This window comes from Alcaligenes parafaecalis (genome assembly GCF_026344135.1).
In the GTDB taxonomy this organism is placed as follows: domain Bacteria; phylum Pseudomonadota; class Gammaproteobacteria; order Burkholderiales; family Burkholderiaceae_B; genus Alcaligenes; species Alcaligenes parafaecalis.
This window is the reverse complement of sequence record NZ_JAPKNA010000002.1, coordinates 663,624-680,312: the sequence shown is the minus strand read 5'-3', so window position 1 is coordinate 680,312 and position 16,689 is coordinate 663,624. Positions and strand designations below refer to the sequence as shown.

Genomic DNA, 16,689 nt, shown 5'->3' with positions numbered 1-16,689 from the left:
TTAACCTTTCACGCCCAGCGCTTGCTTCAGGCTGCGCTCTACTACCGTACGGAACAGCACCTGATGGGCTTCGTCCCGCTGTGCCAGATACGGCTGCAAGGCCGCTGCAATGGTGTCCCCTTCCAGGACGGCTGCCCCTTGTGCGGCCACTTTCACGGCCAGCTCCGGCAAGGAACGCGGTGCGCCTTCCATGGCACCAATGACCACTCGCGCCGTGCGCGTGGCCGGGTCGAAATAGCAGGCGCAACTGGCATCGGCAAACTCACCCACTTTGCGCGTGAATTTGTAGTAACCCCAACGAGCCGAACCGGACACTTCCGGCACATCGACGGACTCGATAAACTCACCGGCTTCCAGCACCGTGGTGTAGGCGGCCAGCATGAATTCGCTCATGGGAACGCTGCGGCTGCCTTGGGTTCCACGCACATTGACGTTTGCACCCAAAGCGGCACAAGTCAGCACCCAATCCGCTGCCGGATCAGCATGGGCCAGGCTGCCACCCAAGGTGCCGCGATTACGCACACCTCGGTAAGCAATGCGGCCTGCGACTTTCTGCATCATGTGGCCGCGCAGCAGTTCATGAATGCCGTCTTCGATCTGGGCATGCGTCACAGCGGCACCGATACGCACCTGCCCTTTATGGGCCGATACCTGACGCAGTTCGGGCACTGCCGACACATCCAGCACACGGCCTGGGCGTACCAGACGCAGATTCAACATGGGGCCCAGGGACTGACTACCGCCCATCAAGCGCAGCGCTGAAGGGTCGCTGCCATAGGCATCCTGGATCTGTTTCAGGCTCTGGGCCTGTTCGTACTCAAACTTGGCGGCCTTCATGCCTGAACCTCCGACACGGGCTGTTTATCTTGCTGACTAGCGGGCTGTGCTGCGGCGCGAATGGCGCTCAGCAGTCGATGCGGTGTCACTGGCGTATGCGAGACCTGTGCCCCCGTGGAGCGCAAAGCATTATTGATGGCGGACATGATGGCGGCGGGAGGCGCAATCGCCCCACCCTCGCCCATGCCCTTGGCGCCGAACTCGGTATTGGGCGACGGACTTTCCATGTGTTCGATATGAATATTGGGCACTTCGCAGGCACCGGGCATGACATAGTCCGCCAAGGTCGATGCCAGCGGCTGACCGAACTCGTCGTACGGCATTTCTTCGTACAAAGCGGTGCCAATCCCTTGGGCAATGCCGCCAATAGTCTGACCTTCCACAATCATGGGGTTGATCATGACGCCGCAGTCTTCCACCACCACGTACTTGAGCACTTCCACCCCGCCGGTACGCGGATCAACCGCCACCACCACGGCATTGCTGGCGTAGGTGAAGCTACCGGTATCGACTTTGGGCTTGTAGCCCACGGACAGTTCCAGACCTTGCGGGTCCACATCTTCAGGCAGATGTTGCGGGTTGATGTACCAGGCATCAGCCACCTGGGCGATGCTGACCTGGCGGTCATTGGTACTGAACATATCGCCTTGATGCTGCATGCTGTCCACATCGGTTTTCAGCATATGGGCGGCAATCTTGCGCACGCGTGGCAGCAGCTCTTTACAGGCCTTGGAGACTGCACCACCCGACATCACCAAAGAACGGGACGCGTAAGTGCCGGTAGAAAATGGGGTGCGGCCAGTATCTCCGTGCACCACTTTGATCTTGGCCACGGGAATACCCAGAATCTCGCTGGCGATCTGGGCAAAAGACGTTTCCATACCCTGACCGTGCGAGTGCACACCGACACGCACTTCCAGGCCACCGTCTGGCGTCATGCGTACAAAGGCCTGGTCGAAACCTGGAATAACAGCCGTCCCCCAGCTCGCAAACACGGACGTACCGTGTGCGGATTGCTCGGTATAGGAAGCAACACCCAGACCAATCAGACGACCATCCGCTTCGCCTTGGACCTGCCGTGCCATCACGGCATCCACGTCCACCGCTGCCAAAGCGCGACGCAGGCTTTCTGGATAATCGCCCGAGTCGTAATGCTTGTTGGCCACGTTGACGTAAGGCATTTGCTCGCCTTGTACCAGGTTCATCAAGCGAATTTCCCAGGAGGACTTGCCGACCGCCAAAGCGATCTGATCCATCATCTGTTCAATGGCCAGACAGACACCCGTACGGGCCACGCCACGATACGGCATGAAACCGGGTTTATTGGTGCCCACACCGCGCGTGCGGCAGCGGTAGCCACGGAAATCATAAGGGCCGGGCAAGTTACCCAAGGCCTGACCTACTTCCAGACCCACAGTAAAGGGCCAGACAGAATAAGCGCCGCCATCAATATCAATTTCAGCATCCAGCGCCAACAGGCGGCCTTCATTGCTGATATGTGCTTTCAGACGGTACTGGTGTTCACGTGTATTTGCGCCCGCAATCAAATGCTCGCGGCGATCTTCCATGAAACGGAAGGGCTTGCGGAAAGTCTTGGCCAGCCAGGCCACACACAGTTCTTCTTGATGCAGCACGCATTTGTAGCCAAAGGCACCGCCCACATCGGGGGAAATCACGCGCACCTGGGCCTGATCCATGCCCAGAAACTGAGCAATGCCAGTCCGGTGCATGTGCGGAATCTGACTGCCGCAATACACCACCAACTGATCGGCCTGAAAATCCCAATAGGCCAACACGGCCTTGCCTTCCATAGGCAACATGCATTGACGCGACAGGCTGACGGAATGCTCGATCACGCGGTCGGCACGGGCGGCGTGCTCTTCAAAAGCCACGTCCGAGCGCAGTGTCACAAACTCATTGTTCTGCCAGCCTTCATGCAACAGATCACCCTGTGCGGCCAGCGAGGCCTGCACACTGCCATAGACCGGCAGTTCGTCATACAAGGCTTCAATCTCTTCCAGAACGTCCTCGGCCACGGCGCGGCTTTCGCCAAAGGCCAGAGCCACCGGCTCGCCCACATAACGCACACTACCCGAGGCCAGCGGCGGCATGCTGGAGGCCTGATAACTGGGCAAGGTGGACGCGGCGTAAATATCCAGACAGTCCGGCATATCAGCGCGGGTAATAACCTGCGCGCGTGCGCTGTCTTCAATATTGATCTGACGAATACGGGCATGCGCCATAGGGCTGCGCAGGAAGGCGACTTCCTGCAGCCCTGGCATGGTCATGTTTCCGATGAAGTTGCCCTGGCCATTGAGATGGCGCGCATCCTCCTTGCGGAGAATACGCGCACCGACTCCTTGGCCACCCAGGCTTGACGGGTGACTGTGCTGACTCATTTCACTACCTTAAGAATGTGCTGCTTAACTGCGCTTGCCCAACTCGCTGAAGGTGAAGTTGTCCAGGGCGCTTTCAGCCACCCGGAACCAACTGGCTTCCTGCTCCTGGAAGGCCTTCCAGCTTGGATAAATCTTGGCAAAATCGGCGTTGCTGTCCGACAGTTCCTTCCACAGTTCCTGGGACTTGTCGTAAGCGGCCTTCATGACGTCTTTGGGGAAGTAACGCAGCTTGGCACCTTCAGCCACCAGCTTGCGCAAGGCAGCCGGATTCAAGGCGTCGTACTTGGCCAGGCTGAGCATGGTCTGCTCGTTACAGGCCGTCTCGAAAGCAGCTTTGAAATTGGCAGGCAAGGCTTCCCAGGCATCTTTGTTGACCATGGTAGTCAAGGATGCACTGCCCTCGAACCAGCCGGGGGAGTAGTAGAAAGGAGCCACTTTGTTCAAGCCCAGCTTTTCGTCGTCGTAAGGGCCAATCCACTCGGCCGCGTCAATCGTGCCTTTTTCCAGCGAGGAGTAAATATCGCTAGGTGGAATCTGCTGAGGCACAGCGCCCAGTTTGGACAGCACCATGCCACCAATGCCACCGATACGCATTTTCAGGCCTTGCAGGCTGTCCAGGTCCTTGATTTCCTTGCGGAACCAACCACCCATTTGTACGCCCACGTTACCTGCCACAAAGTTCACGATGTTGTACTGGCTGTACATTTCACGCAGCAATTTCAGGCCGCCACCGAAGTGCACCCAGGAATTGTGCTGGCGGGCGTTCATGCCAAAGGACAGGCCGGTATCAAAAGTTACGGCAGTGTTCTTGCCCACAAACGCGGTGCTGAGCACGTGGTTGCACTCGACCGTGCCGTTGCTGATGGCATCCATATTCTGGGCGTAAGGCACCAGCTCGCCGCCGGGGAATGCGCGGATCTCGAACTTGCCTTCAGTCAGTTCGCTAACACGTTTGCACAGCGCTTCCGCCGAACCGTAAATGGTGTCCAGGCTTTTGGGCCAGCCGGTGGACATGCGCCAGCGCACGGTAGGGCTATTTTGCGCAATCGCAGGGGCGGCTACTGCTGCCAGACCTGCACCCGCGACCGTTGCCGATTTCAGCAGAAAACTACGACGCTCCATCACTCACCTCTTTGTATTTTTTAATGTATTCACACCCCCTGCTCGATAGGGGCCTGGGTATTTTCCCGCCAATCTGGCCGTGCATTCAGGCGCACACATCATGCTCTTGCCAGACCGTCCCCCCAAGGGACCAGACGGATGTCCGAAGCCATGCTGCCGTGCTGTAAAAATCACATTCACGACTTCGATAATAGTAAGTGTGCTGATTAATTAATTTTTGGTCAAGCAGGGAAACTACTGACGCATGTCCTTGATGGGATAAAGGAAAGCCGCATCAATAGCTTAAGCCTCAACTAGCGCAATCCCTTATAAAAACGATATTTGATTTTATAATTTATACAGTATACTGACTAATTGAAAGCACAAACCGGAGACAACTTTGAACTGGATAAAAATTTCCGAAACCGATGCCATCGACAACGAAGAGTCCCTGGCCATCGAGTGGGAAGGCAAGAAACTGGCCCTGCACAAACTGGAGGACGAGTTCTACCTGACCGACAACGTCTGTACTCACCAATACGCCCTGCTGTCCGACGGCTATCTGGAGGATGGTTGTGTGGAATGTCCCTTGCATCAGGCCAAATTCTGTTTGCGCACAGGCAAGGCCATGAACGCGCCTGCCACGGTGGACATCAAGGTCTATCCGCTGCGTATTGAAGGCAGCGATATTCTGGCTGACTTCAGCCAGGCCTAAGCACTTTTTTTTGCTGACGAGACCTGCAACATCATGGCAAACCACACTTCCGTACTGATCATTGGTGCTGGCCAAGCGGCTTCGGTGCTGGCACGCGAACTGCGCAGCCTGGGCTATACCGGCAGCATCACGCTGGTGGGCGACGAAGCCCACTTGCCTTACGAGCGTCCGCCCCTGTCCAAAGACGTGCTTAAAGCCAGCGCAACGACAGACAGCGTGTTTCTGCAAAAGGCAGAGTTCTACCAAGAACAACAAATAGAACTGCTGCTCGGCACGACGGTGCAATCGCTGGACTGCAACACACGTCAAGCGACCTTGAGCAACGGCCAAACCTGGAGCTTTGAGCACGCCGTGCTGGCCACAGGCGGCGCTGCTCGCGAACTGGCTTTATTACCTGCCACTGAAGCCAACGCCCTGTATCTGCGCACGCTGGACGATGCGCTCAGTCTGCAAGCCCGCTTGCAGCCCGGCTTGCGCGCACTGGTGATTGGCGGTGGCTTCATGGGTTTGGAGCTGGCCTCTACCGCCAGCGAAACCGGCGCACAGGTCACGGTAATTGAAGCGAACGAACGCCTATTGGCCCGCAATGCCCCTGCCCTCTTGTCGCAATGGCTGCTAGAGCGCTTTGAATCCAAAGGCATCACGGTGCGTTTGGGTCATGGCGTACGTCAGGCTCACTTTGTGGCCGAAAACGAGCATCCCGTGCAGTTGGAGCTGAACGACGGTCATACCCTGAATGGGGATATGGCCATTGTGGCGGCGGGTCTGACAGCGAACTCCGCCCTAGCCCAGGCTAGCGGCATTGCAGTCGACGAGATGACAGCCGGGATTATTGTGGATCGCCAGGGTCGCACCCGTGTAGCGGGTATTTATGCGGCGGGCGATTGCGCCACGCAGATTTGCCCGGACACCTCCGTACGCACGCGCACCGAATCCTGGCAGAACGCCAATGAGCAGGCTCGTCAGGTAGCCCACGCCATTGCCGGGCAGGATGCCCCTGCTGCACCCGTTAGCTGGTTCTGGACGGATGTGCTCGGTTGCAACATCCAGATGCTGGGCCAAGGCAGCCCGGATCTGAACTATCAGGTACGCGGTGTCATGGACAGCCAGGGCGATGCCATCAGCTTCATGTTGCTGGCCTTTGAAGGTCAACATTTGCGACACGCGATTGCCGTCAATGCCGGAGCAGATTTACGCGCTTTACGCAGTGTCATGGAACAGGACTTGCCTGTGGATCCGGCCATCGTGCTGGACCCGGCAACCAAGCTGCGCCAGTACGTGAAAGAAGCGGCCCGTACGGCCTCAGTCTAAGAAAGAGAAGCGGCCTGCGCCGCCTCGTCATCACGAATCATTAAAGAGTTATCAGAGGAGATCTCCATGTATCAGACGCAAACGGTGATAGGCCAGACGGTCGGGTCCAAAGACCGCCCCGTTGAGGAATGCACCTGGCCCGAGGACGTGCTCAACACCATTCCAGACTGGGTCTACACCAGCAACGACATCTACAACCGCGAGATGGAACGCATTTTCCATGGCGACACCTGGAACTTTGTGGCGCTGGAAGCGGAAATCCCTGACTCGGGCGACTACAAGCGCTCGTATGTAGGTTCCACACCAGTGGTCGTCGCTCGTGCGGAAGATGGCAGCATCAACGTCTTTGAAAACCGCTGTGCACACCGTGGTGCGGAGTTTTGCCGTCACAACCAGGGCAATACCAATGAGTTTGTGTGTCCGTATCACCAGTGGTCTTACAGCCTGAAGGGCGATCTGCAAGGGATTCCTTTCAAGCGTGGTGCAAACAAAGAAGGCGGCATGCCGCGCAGCTTCAAGAACTCTGAGCATGGTCTGAAAAAGCTGCATGTGACCACGCACAATGGCGTGATCTTTGCGTCCTACAGCGACAAGGTCGAGCCGATTACGGAGTATCTGACACCCGAGATCCTGAAGGATTTCGAGGCCATTTTCCCCGGCAAGAAGCTGAAGATTCTGGGCTACTACCGTAACGAGCTGCCTTGCAACTGGAAGATGTACCACGAGAACCTGAAGGATCCTTACCACGCGACCTTGCTGCACTCTTTCCTGGTGGTGTTTGGTTTGCTGGTAGCGGGCAACAAGTCGCAGATGTATGTAGACCCGGTGCATGGTCGCCATGGCTATATGGCGTCCGCCAAGTCCGAGGACAAGTACGCCGAGGTCAGCGAGGACAACAAGAAGGAAATGCGTTCTTTCGTGGACGATATGCGTTTGCGCGACGAGCGTTTCCTGGATTACGTCAAAGAGTTTGATTCGCCCTGGTCGGTGACCATGCAGACGATCTGGCCCAACCTGATTGTTCAGCGCGAAATGAATACCTTGGGTGTGCGTCAGATTGTGCCCAATGGCCCGAACAGCCTGATCATGCAATGGACCATGTTTGGCTACGAGGACGATACCGAGGAGATGACGCGTCACCGTCTGCGTCAGGGCAACTTGATGGGTCCTGCCGGTTTCCTGGGTCTGGAAGATAACGAGGCCATGAAGTTTGTGCAGGAAGGGGTGCGTCGTTCCAGCAGCGAGGTGAACATCATCAAGCTCGATGAGAGCAAGCTGGGGACGTCCAATACGCTGATCTCGGAAGCGGCTATTCGCTCCATGTACCAGTACTACCGCCAAGTGATGGATCTGTAAGACGAGCTGACTTATGAAAATGGATTTTTCTTTCAAACCCGCCCAGGTTTCTGGTGAGCGCGCTTTGGCTCTGAAGGCGGAAATTGAGCTGTTCAATGCCGAGTACTGTGCCACTTTGGATCGTGGCAATGTTGAGGACTGGCCCATGTTCTTTGTGGAGGACGCCTTGTATCGCGTCACTTCACGCGAGAACGCGGATCTGAAGCTGCTGGTGGGCCTGGTCTATGCCGAAGGCCGCAACATGATGCACGATCGCGCGGTGGCTATTGCCCGCACGCAAATGTATGCGCCGCGCTACATGCTGCATCTGGTGACGGATGTTCGTGTGGTCAGCGAGGCGGACAACGGGGATATCGAGGCCGAGGCCAATTTCATGCTGATGCAGACTTTGGTGGAAGGGCCTTCTACAGTGCATCTGGTGGGTAATTATTTTGATACGTTCACCCGCGAGGAAGGCCGCTTGATGCTCAAGGAGCGTCAGGTGATTTTTGATACGTCGATTCTGGCGAATGATCTGGTGTTTCCAGTGTAAGACTTCTTTCTTATATCTGTTTTTTTTATAGCTGTTTCCGAGCCACTTGAGTCAGAGGGTCTTCTGATTCCTTTAAGCACCTTTCTTTGTTGAGGGGTGCTTTTTTTTGCTTATTTTTTGCTTATTTTTTGGAAAGTGGAATGAGGCTTTGGAACTGTTAGCACAGGTTGATGGGGAAGATTGATCCTGGAGATGAAAGAAGGCTCTGTGAAGACGCCATTCAGTCAGCCTGCTGAGGTGTTGGGGCTGAGCACTTGCCTGTGCTGCGCACCGGTGCCCTTGTCAGGAGATAGCTACGGGCGCATCCTGAACTCGCCGGGTACTTGGTCCCCCGGACCAAGTACAAGCGTCCGGCTCAAACAGCAGGATGCTTGCACCCCTACGCTATCTCCTGACCGCGGCAAGCACTCTGATCCGCCCCAACACCTCAGCAGGCTGACTGAACGGCTCACAATGGCTTTTTATCTACCAATCTCTTACAGACAGACTCTTTAAACAAACAGGGTCTCGTACCTTGCTCTTCTACGTTTCCTAAGCGCATTTTCCCCACCCACCCAATCTGAGCCCCTGCCGTTCACTCCCCCTCTGCAAGTGCCGTTTGGGCTTTAAACCGTGTTGCTTGTTTTCTTGTGCGGCCCGGGTACGGCTTGTCGGGCGAGTCAGGGCTCTTGCCGCGGGCAGAGTGCTGGGGCGGGATGCAAAGGTCGTGCTGTTTGAGGAGCACGCTTGCGGTTTGTCCGGGGGACAAATCGCGCTCCGAGTTCACGACCCGCCCGCCCCGGCACTCTGACAAGGGCACCCACGCGCAGCGTGGGCAAGAGACCCGCCAAGACAAGCCGAACCCGGGCCGCACAAGAAAACTATCCACCGCCCTCAAACAAAGCCCAAACGGCACGTCCAGAAGAAAGCCCTGACACCGCAATCCCACGACGCTGCCAGAAATAAAAAAGCCCCCGAGAGCCATACGGCTCCCAGGGGCACAGGTCCGATAGTCCGCCCCCAAGCGGCAGACCACCGATACTCAATCACAAGACTATCAAAACAGACTTGTTAACGACGAATCATGTCCATCAAGCACGGACGCCCATCCAGGCCATGATGGAACACATCGTTCTTCTCAAATACTCAAGAGCTTGACTGGCTTTAAAGACCAATCAACTTCATCGCCTCTTCACGCGTTGCCACGGTGGCGTACTTCTGACGCATGTCGAACAGGTTAGCCTCATGCGGGCCAATTGCACGATCACCCACGCAATCAGAGACGACCAAGGGGCGGAAGCCCAGTTGCATCGCATCAACCACACTGGAGCGCACGCAACCGCTGGTGACCGCACCAGCAACCAGCAGTGTTTGCACACCACGTTGGGTCAACCAAGCTGCCAAGGGCGTACCGAAGAAGGCCGAAGGCACGTTCTTGCGAACGACAAACTCGCCCGGTGCAGGGGCCAGTTCAGGCACGATGTGGCTGTTGTGCGCGTCTTCGGTCAGACCCAGCATGCCAGGAACTTTGATGCTGAAGATATTGTTATCAGCGCCATCGTCGGCATACACAATACGGGTGTGAGCCACAGGCCAGCCCTGTTCACGAGCCGTTGCCAGTAAGGTCTGCGTGTTCTCGATAGCCTCAGGGATATTGCCGCCACCAAATACCGCCGGGTCGGCAAAACCGTTCACCAGATCAATAATCAGCAAGCCATACGGAGCTTTAGGCTCCAGCGTCGACCCAAAACCTTGTTGAGCGTAAACCGCTCCTTCATTCGTACTCACCAACACCTCCATCCAATACCTTACCGTCACGCACTACGGCACGACCGTCCAGGCTGACCGTGCAATTGCGCAAAGGAATATCAATGTGACACGCCGTTGTACGATTGCCGCCTGCCTCGTTGTTCGGGCCCAGGGAGAACAGGAAGTTGCCCTCGAACGCACGCGCATCCATGCCAATGGTGTTCTCACGCGAGTACAGACCCAGCGTAGACCAATGACAACGCGGTTGCAGACCCCAGCCGATATGCGAGATAGCGTAGCCTTCGGGGTCATTAAAGGACTTCATGTACTCGTCCAATAGTTGCGCCTCAATACCACCTTCGATCTTCGTGGCGTAACCATTCTCCACCGTCAGAATAATCTGCTCGGAGGAATACTTTTTCTGCGGCAACAGAATGTCGCCCTTGTCGATCACGATGGTGCCGTTGGTACCCAACTCATTAGGCCAGGTCAGCACAAAACCGCTAGGCCAGTGGTCCCAACGACCGGGCTCGTCCACAAAACCATATTCACGAATAGCCGGGAACTCGCCCAAAGGACAACGCAGATTGGTGCCTGCGGGAGATGTGATGCTCATTTCCTTGGCAGCTTTGATCAGACCCGCCGCCGCTGTCACACGGATACGATCCGCTTCTGTCGGCACGGTACGGACCAGAATTTCTGGTGGTTCCACCGCCAACAGAATCTTGGTACCGGACTTCAAAATGTCGATCTGCTCGGGCGAGAACAACAAAGTCATCAAATCCAGAACCAGATCGCTGGCTTTCAGCGCGGCAATCGCCGCTTCATTACCTGTCAGCGGAGTCGTACCCAAGTAGGCCAACGAGTCACGGCTCAAGGCCTTTTCTGCATTGACAGGCAACAGATCCAGACGATTCACCACTGCGCCCATGGACTGGGCTGCGATCTGCGCGCACTGCATGGTTTGCTGATTGGTCGTGGAGCTGGTCAGCAAGGTCACTGTTTGACCCGCTTCCAGCTTGGACAGGCGCAGAACCTCTTGCCATGCCTCGATAAGTTGGTAATCACTCACTGCCATTTAGTCTCTCCTTGTGAGACACCTCGGCTTCAAACCGACATGCCTTATCACGACAGGGCCGCCCATGCGGCCCCTTCAACATCACACCAGGCGCTGGCCCAGGAAATCACCGAAGGCCTCGTAAAAGCCGGCTTCGTTGTCCCAAGGAATCATGTGACCAGCATTAGGCACGCGCACGTGCTGAACGCCAGAGGCCAGTTGCTGAATCTCGGCCACGTCTTCATCGCGCACCACGTCGCCACGCTCGGCAGTCATCAACAAAGCAGGGACTTTCAGATGCGGGAAGTCGACATGAATGTCATCGGTGTGGAAACCTTCAAAGCTGGCCAAAATCGCAGGCTCGTGGCAGGTGTGCAGCCACTGAGCACGCAATTGCAGTTGCTCTTGAGTCCAGGTCGGGCAGAAGGCGCGCATGTCTTCTGCGGTGCAACCCTTGCGAGCCATCGCCATGGAATCCACGTACCAAGGCAACTTGGAAGGATAGGCACGGCGGTCTGGGCCGGAGACGGGAGGATCAACCATCACCAGACGGTTCAAGCCATCGCTGTTCTTGTGAGCGGCACGCAAACCAATGCGTGCACCCATGGAGTGACCGACCACGATGTAGTCTTTCAAACCCAAAGCCTGAGCCAGTGCGATCAAGTCATCCGCCTGTGCGTCCAGGCTGTAGTCCATACCTTCCGCTGCTTCGCTCAGACCACGACCACGCACGTCCTGGATGTAAGTATCGAAGTGCTTGCCGAACTGCTCGCCTACAAAGCCCCAGGTCACGGCCGGGCTGGTAATGCCAGGAACGATGATGACGGCAGGACGCTGATCGCGCCCACCGACGGAACCGCCAAAACGCAGGTAATGCTGACGAATGCCATTGGCGTGCACATGAGCGCCGTACAGAAATGTGCTCATGCTTAGCTCCGGTCCAGCTTGAACAGACGGGCGGCGTTGCCGTAGCACACCAGCTCGCGTGTCTTGTCATCCATCGGTGCGGCTTCGATGAAATCAGCCGCCAATTCGGTGGATTCGTAAGGGTAGTCCACGGAGAACAACACGGCCTCGGCACCCATTTCACCAATCGCGCCCATCAGGGTCGGGGCGGAACAGACACCAGAAGTGGTGATCAGAATATTGCTGCCGATGTACTCGGACGGCTTGCGCTTCAGGGTGACACCGTGCGGGTAGACCGCAAAACGGCTGTCGTAGCGCCAGCGCTGGAATGGCAGGCCTTCACCCATATGACCCAGCACCAGCTTCACTTCCGGACAACGGTCAAACACACCACCGAACAACATGCGCAGTGCGTGGGTGCCAGTCTCTACGCCCCAACCCCAGGTTGCGCCCATCAGCTCCGGGTGGCCAGAGTATGCGTGAGGCATTTCGTAAGCATCAAACGGGTGCAGATAAAACGGCACATCCAGCTTCTGCACGGTTTCCCAGAAGGCATCGTATTCGCGGCCATCGTAGTACACGCCATGCGTGTGACCGTTCACCAAAGCACCTTTCAAGCCCAGATCCTGCACCGCGCGCGTCAGCTCTTGTGCTGCGGCAGCCGGGTCTTGCATGGGCAAAGTGGCAAAGCCACCCAGGCGATCAGGATGACGTGCAATTTGCTGCGCCAGGAAATCATTGTTCTGGCGTGAACGCTCGATAGCGACGGACACATCCTTTTCCACTTGTACGCCAGGACCGGTCTGCGACAGCACGACGTACTCGATGCCGGCACGGTCCATTACCTCCAGACGCTGTGCATCGAAGTCATGCAAACGAGCCATCAGTTCACGCGCGTCGGCACTGTCAATATGTTTGACAAAGGCCTTGGAATAATCCTCAAAGCCAACGGCGTTGAAGTGCTCCTCCAGTGCTATTTTTTTAATACGTTTCACCGTAAATTTTCCCTAAATTATTGATTTACTTAAGGTCAATCCTTTGACCCCCCAACAATATCTATCAGTATGCTGATTATTATTGTTTTCAGCAAGTCGGGAAATCACATATACTTTGGGGCGTGGACAGTGCCTGTAGAAATGACCACAAATCAGAAATTGGGGCTGCTGTTCACGCTAGCGTAGTCCTGCTTTCCTTGTAGACGCCGACCTTGCAGCCGTACCCTTTGCAGGTCGTCCCGCTTTCTGTTTGTTGCCTGTCGGGCAATGGGCAAAAGGCCACTCAATCGATGACTGACTTATCCATGAAGAATCACGCCGAGCTAAAGCAAGAAGAACGACTGGACGCCGACGGGGCCGAAATCCTGGGTCCAGTGGAAGAAGAAAATGCCGAGCTGTATCGACGCAAGCTGTGGTCCCGACCCGGTTTTCTGGTTCGCCGTCTTAACCAGATTCACTACGCCATGTTTTACGAGGAGTGCAAAAGTGACCTCACCCCTGTCCAGCACGGTGTTCTGTCTGTGCTGATGGGTTCGCCCTGGCTGGATCAAACGACTATTGGCTATGAACTGGGGCTGGATCGCACCACCTCGGCCGATGTCATCCGCAGGCTGGAAGAGAAAGGTTTGCTGGGACGCCGCATCAACCCCGAGGACCGCCGGTCCCGTCAGACTTACATCACCGAGGCAGGATTGGCGGCGATGAAGGAAATCAGCACCGGCATGAATCTGGCTCAGGAACGCCTGCTGGATCCGCTGACCGCCAAGCAGCGCCAAACTTTCATGACCATGCTGACGCGCGTCGTGGAGCACAACAACCAATACGGTCGTGCAGCGCTGAAGAATATGTGAGAGGTTCGGGGGGCTTCAGGCCCCTCGCGCGTACCAATCCGGTAGTTCAAAGGCATGCGCTGGCAGTTGATATAGCTGGCGCAAACTGGCCTGACTCAGCATGTCGCGGGGCTGGCCTTGCGCCAAGATGCCCCCATCCCGATACAAGATTACCCAGTCTGCCACGCGGGCCGCATGCTCGGGTTGATGCGTGCACAGCAGCACACCCAAGCCCTCCTGACGCAAGTGCGAGACCTGATCCAGCACGCGTAATTGATTCGCGAAGTCCAGACTGGATGCGGGTTCATCCATAATCAGAAACTGCGAACGCTGCGCCAAGGCACGGGCAATCACACAGAGTTGACGCTCTCCGCCACTGATCTGATCAATGCGTTTTTCAGTCAGATGGCCTATGCCCAGACGCTCCAGGCAAACCCCTACCCATTGCCGGTCTGCCGCACTCGGCTGGGTGTACCAGGCCAGCTCACTGGCACAACCTAGCAGCACCCACTGCTCTACCGTGAAGGCAAATGCAGAGTCCTGCGCTTGCGGCACATACGCCAGTTGTCGAGCCAGAGCGCGACGACTCCATTGCTCCAAAGGTTTGCCCTGCACCCTGACCTGCCCGCTTAACGGCGGCTGCAAGCCCAGCAAAGTCCGCAACAGGGTGGACTTGCCACTGCCATTGGGGCCCAGCAAACAGACGACCTGCCCGGTCTGCACACGCAAATTCAGATTGCTGGCTACTTGCTTGCGCCCATAGCCGACAGCCAGATCAAGAGCCTCCAAGCCTTGTTCGCTCATCGCTGCCTCGCACCACGAGCCAGCAACAGCAAGAAGCCGGGGGCACCCACCAAGGCCGTCAGCACACCTAAGGGTAGTTCCAATGTGCCTATGCTGCGTGCCAGCGTGTCCGTCAACAGAAGGAAGGCAGCCCCTACCAGCAAGCAGACAGGCAACAGGCGCGAAAAATCCGGCCCCACCAGCAAGCGAGCCACATGCGGAATCAACAAACCCACCCACCCCACAATGCCCGCCAGAGCCACGCACACTGCCGTCATCAAGGTGGCACAAATAATCAGCAGGCAACGCAAGGCGGAAACGGGCATGCCCAGGGAACGCGCCTCATCATCCTGCAAGGCCAGTACGTTGATACGCCAGCGCAGCAGCCAGACAGGGACGACACAAGCCAGCACCATCATCGCAGCAGGCCAGACTTCGTAGGCGCGCACCGCGCTTAGGCCGCCCAGCAACCAGAAGGTCATGGAAGGCAACTGAGAATAGGGATCGGCCAGAATTTTGATCAGCGATAAAGCGGCACCCAGCAAGGTGCCAACCGCCATCCCGGCCAGGACCAGAATCAAAATCGGCGGATGATGGCGCAACATGCGCGCCAGACTCAGAACAATGCCTACGGCCAGCAAACCGCCCACAAAGGCGGCCATCTGCACGCCGAACAAAGAGAGGTTCAAATAGATAGCCAGAATCGCCCCCAGGCCCGCCCCCGAGGACACGCCCAGAATGTCGGGCGACACCAGCGGATTACGAAACATGGTCTGGTAGGCGGCGCCTGCGGTAGAGAGCGCGGCCCCCACCACCAGAGCCGCAGCAATACGCGGCAAGCGTAGATCCCAGACGACACGCACCGCCTGACTTTGCGAGGTATCCGGGTCACTTGAAAAACCAGCCGCTAAAGCTCGCAGCACATCTGTCCCCGACAAAGGGTAAGCCCCCTGCCCCAGCGCAAATACCACCAGGACGGCCAGAATCAGCCCCAGAAAAAGCAGCAACAGCCCGTAGGGCAAACCCAGCTTCATGAGTTTTGTGTTGAACCCAAGGGGTCCAGCCCTTGCACCAGTCGCTTGATCTGCTCGCTGTCCAAAGACATGCCGTAAAAGGCTGAGTAGAAATCCTGCAACTCTGCCAGCATGCGTGGCATGGCCTCACTACCTTCCAGCAAGGCACTCAGCCAGATCACACCGGCCAGACGATTGATTCCCGGCGGGCCATCCAGCCAACCGAAAGGCAAGGCTGGAACACGATACAAACGCCCTTCCCGCACAGCCTTGAGCTGATTCCAGGGCGCCTGAGTCCTGGCCAATTCAAAAAAAGCGTCGTCCTGGGCGAACAGAATGTCCGGGTCCCAGGCTAATAATTGCTCGTAAGAAATACGGCCCAACCGATTATCGCTTTTCTCGTCGCCCATGACCGTCAAACCACACAGCCGCAGCACTTCGGTATGAATGGACTGACCCATACCAGTTTCCAAGCCATCATTACCGCGTGCCAAATAGGCTTTCAAGCCCTTGGCTCGGGGTCGGGCAGCCTGATGGGCAACGTCCAGAATAACTTGAGCGCGTAAGGCCAATTGCTGACCGCGCTCTGCCTGCCCCAGCAAATGCCCTGCCTGACGCAACTGCGCCGGGCTGTCATTCAAACGACCATCCAGCAAAACATAGGGCACGCCGGTCTGTTCCTGCACGGACTTGGCGGCCGACTCGTAATAGGGATTCACATCCCCTATATCCACCACCATATCGGGCTTCAAAGCCAGCAGGCTTTCCAGGGACAAGGTACTGCCCCGACCAGCCAGACGGCCCAGATAAGGCAAGGAGAAACCCGCGGCGGCCATCAGGCCCTGCGCGGCAGGCGCCAACTGAAAAGGCCAACCTAAAAGAGTATGCGGTGCCAGGCAATACACCAGCACAGAAGCGGGCGGACCAGCGGCCACCACCCGGCCCACCTTGGCCGGGTCGGGCAGCTTGCCCGCCACGCTGATATGCAAATTGATAGAGGTACTGGCCCCAGCCTCCCCAGACTGGGCCAGCAAGCGGGCATGAGGCGCCAAAATCGGCAGTGCCGCCAAGGCACGCAATATGTCACGACGCTTCATCCCGCCTCTCCCCCTTTAACTGCTAAGCA

15 protein-coding genes are annotated in these 16,689 nt (G+C 56.9%); 5 read left to right on the top strand and 10 right to left on the bottom strand.

Annotated elements, in window-relative coordinates; all coding sequences use genetic code 11:
- The 3 genes from OSH09_RS09990 to OSH09_RS09980 are packed head-to-tail and all read right to left on the bottom strand — an operon-like array spanning position 1 to position 4,358.
- The gene (locus OSH09_RS09990; protein ID WP_207872006.1) at positions 1-837 is read right to left on the bottom strand and encodes an FAD binding domain-containing protein; all 837 of its coding nucleotides are present in this window, start codon (positions 835-837) and stop codon (positions 1-3) included.
- The gene (locus OSH09_RS09985) at positions 834-3,236 is read right to left on the bottom strand and encodes a xanthine dehydrogenase family protein molybdopterin-binding subunit (protein ID WP_266120886.1); all 2,403 of its coding nucleotides are present in this window, start codon (positions 3,234-3,236) and stop codon (positions 834-836) included. Before OSH09_RS09985 ends, OSH09_RS09990 begins: the two co-directional genes overlap by 4 nt.
- 24 nt (positions 3,237-3,260) lie before the next feature.
- Positions 3,261-4,358 carry a TRAP transporter substrate-binding protein gene (locus OSH09_RS09980; RefSeq protein ID WP_207872015.1) on the bottom strand — a complete coding sequence of 366 codons (1,098 nt, stop codon included), beginning with the start codon at positions 4,356-4,358 and terminating at the stop codon, positions 3,261-3,263.
- 379 nt (positions 4,359-4,737) lie between these two features.
- On the opposite strand from OSH09_RS09980, the gene OSH09_RS09975 reads away from it, so the two are divergent.
- The 4 genes from OSH09_RS09975 (at position 4,738) to OSH09_RS09960 (ending at position 8,251) form a co-directional block, all read left to right on the top strand.
- Positions 4,738-5,052 (top strand): non-heme iron oxygenase ferredoxin subunit, encoded by a 315-nt coding sequence (locus OSH09_RS09975; protein WP_207872018.1) that lies wholly within the window; start codon positions 4,738-4,740, stop codon positions 5,050-5,052.
- 33 nt (positions 5,053-5,085) lie between these two features.
- Positions 5,086-6,363, top strand: coding sequence for an NAD(P)/FAD-dependent oxidoreductase (locus tag OSH09_RS09970; protein ID WP_266120885.1), 1,278 nt, complete (start codon positions 5,086-5,088; stop codon positions 6,361-6,363).
- Between the two features lie 66 nt (positions 6,364-6,429).
- Complete coding sequence (locus OSH09_RS09965) at positions 6,430-7,719, top strand: aromatic ring-hydroxylating dioxygenase subunit alpha (protein WP_207872024.1); 1,290 nt, start codon at positions 6,430-6,432, stop codon at positions 7,717-7,719.
- A 13-nt stretch (positions 7,720-7,732) separates the two neighbouring features.
- Entirely contained in the window at positions 7,733-8,251 is a 519-nt protein-coding gene (locus OSH09_RS09960) for an aromatic-ring-hydroxylating dioxygenase subunit beta (protein WP_207872028.1), read from the top strand.
- Positions 8,252-9,394: 1,143 nt separating this feature from the next.
- On the opposite strand, the gene OSH09_RS09955 is transcribed toward OSH09_RS09960, so the two are convergent.
- The 4 genes from OSH09_RS09955 to OSH09_RS09940 form a co-directional block, all read right to left on the bottom strand.
- On the bottom strand, positions 9,395-10,018 hold the full coding sequence (locus OSH09_RS09955; RefSeq protein WP_222668715.1) for an N-carbamoylsarcosine amidohydrolase: 624 nt from the start codon (positions 10,016-10,018) through the stop codon (positions 9,395-9,397).
- A complete protein-coding gene (locus tag OSH09_RS09950; RefSeq protein WP_207872034.1) occupies positions 10,005-11,057 on the bottom strand; it encodes a M29 family metallopeptidase in 1,053 nt (350 codons plus the stop codon). Before OSH09_RS09950 ends, OSH09_RS09955 begins: the two co-directional genes overlap by 14 nt.
- Positions 11,058-11,138: 81 nt before the next feature.
- Positions 11,139-11,963 (bottom strand): alpha/beta fold hydrolase, encoded by an 825-nt coding sequence (locus OSH09_RS09945; RefSeq protein WP_266120884.1) that lies wholly within the window; start codon positions 11,961-11,963, stop codon positions 11,139-11,141.
- Between the two features lie 2 nt (positions 11,964-11,965).
- The gene (locus OSH09_RS09940; RefSeq protein WP_207872041.1) at positions 11,966-12,937 is read right to left on the bottom strand and encodes an amidohydrolase family protein; all 972 of its coding nucleotides are present in this window, start codon (positions 12,935-12,937) and stop codon (positions 11,966-11,968) included.
- 290 nt (positions 12,938-13,227) lie between these two features.
- Between OSH09_RS09940 and OSH09_RS09935 the strand changes: the two genes are divergently transcribed.
- On the top strand, positions 13,228-13,788 hold the full coding sequence (locus OSH09_RS09935) for a MarR family winged helix-turn-helix transcriptional regulator (RefSeq protein WP_207872044.1): 561 nt from the start codon (positions 13,228-13,230) through the stop codon (positions 13,786-13,788).
- 15 nt (positions 13,789-13,803) lie between these two features.
- Here OSH09_RS09935 and OSH09_RS09930 read toward each other — a convergent pair whose 3' ends face one another.
- The 3 genes from OSH09_RS09930 to OSH09_RS09920 are packed head-to-tail and all read right to left on the bottom strand — an operon-like array spanning position 13,804 to position 16,660.
- Positions 13,804-14,571 (bottom strand): ABC transporter ATP-binding protein, encoded by a 768-nt coding sequence (locus OSH09_RS09930; protein WP_207872047.1) that lies wholly within the window; start codon positions 14,569-14,571, stop codon positions 13,804-13,806.
- Positions 14,568-15,584: a FecCD family ABC transporter permease gene (locus tag OSH09_RS09925; protein WP_266120883.1), complete on the bottom strand. Its 1,017-nt coding sequence runs from the start codon at positions 15,582-15,584 to the stop codon at positions 14,568-14,570. Before OSH09_RS09925 ends, OSH09_RS09930 begins: the two co-directional genes overlap by 4 nt.
- Positions 15,581-16,660 (bottom strand): ABC transporter substrate-binding protein, encoded by a 1,080-nt coding sequence (locus tag OSH09_RS09920; protein ID WP_266120882.1) that lies wholly within the window; start codon positions 16,658-16,660, stop codon positions 15,581-15,583. The genes OSH09_RS09925 and OSH09_RS09920 overlap by 4 nt, the downstream gene beginning before the upstream one ends.
- Positions 16,661-16,689: the final 29 nt, after the last annotated feature.

Excerpts from the sequence above, each read along its gene's own strand:
- OSH09_RS09990 (WP_207872006.1), bottom strand. The coding sequence starts at position 837 with ATGAAGGCCGCCAAGTTTGAGTACGAACAGGCCCAGAGCCTGAAACAG.
- OSH09_RS09985 (WP_266120886.1), bottom strand. The coding sequence starts at position 3,236 with ATGAGTCAGCACAGTCACCCGTCAAGCCTGGGTGGCCAAGGAGTCGGT.
- OSH09_RS09980 (WP_207872015.1), bottom strand. The coding sequence starts at position 4,358 with ATGGAGCGTCGTAGTTTTCTGCTGAAATCGGCAACGGTCGCGGGTGCA.
- OSH09_RS09970 (WP_266120885.1), top strand. The coding sequence starts at position 5,086 with ATGGCAAACCACACTTCCGTACTGATCATTGGTGCTGGCCAAGCGGCT.
- OSH09_RS09965 (WP_207872024.1), top strand. The coding sequence starts at position 6,430 with ATGTATCAGACGCAAACGGTGATAGGCCAGACGGTCGGGTCCAAAGAC.
- OSH09_RS09960 (WP_207872028.1), top strand. The coding sequence starts at position 7,733 with ATGAAAATGGATTTTTCTTTCAAACCCGCCCAGGTTTCTGGTGAGCGC.
- OSH09_RS09950 (WP_207872034.1), bottom strand. The coding sequence starts at position 11,057 with ATGGCAGTGAGTGATTACCAACTTATCGAGGCATGGCAAGAGGTTCTG.
- OSH09_RS09945 (WP_266120884.1), bottom strand. The coding sequence starts at position 11,963 with ATGAGCACATTTCTGTACGGCGCTCATGTGCACGCCAATGGCATTCGT.
- OSH09_RS09935 (WP_207872044.1), top strand. The coding sequence starts at position 13,228 with ATGACTGACTTATCCATGAAGAATCACGCCGAGCTAAAGCAAGAAGAA.
- OSH09_RS09930 (WP_207872047.1), bottom strand. The coding sequence starts at position 14,571 with ATGAGCGAACAAGGCTTGGAGGCTCTTGATCTGGCTGTCGGCTATGGG.
- OSH09_RS09925 (WP_266120883.1), bottom strand. The coding sequence starts at position 15,584 with ATGAAGCTGGGTTTGCCCTACGGGCTGTTGCTGCTTTTTCTGGGGCTG.
- OSH09_RS09920 (WP_266120882.1), bottom strand. The coding sequence starts at position 16,660 with ATGAAGCGTCGTGACATATTGCGTGCCTTGGCGGCACTGCCGATTTTG.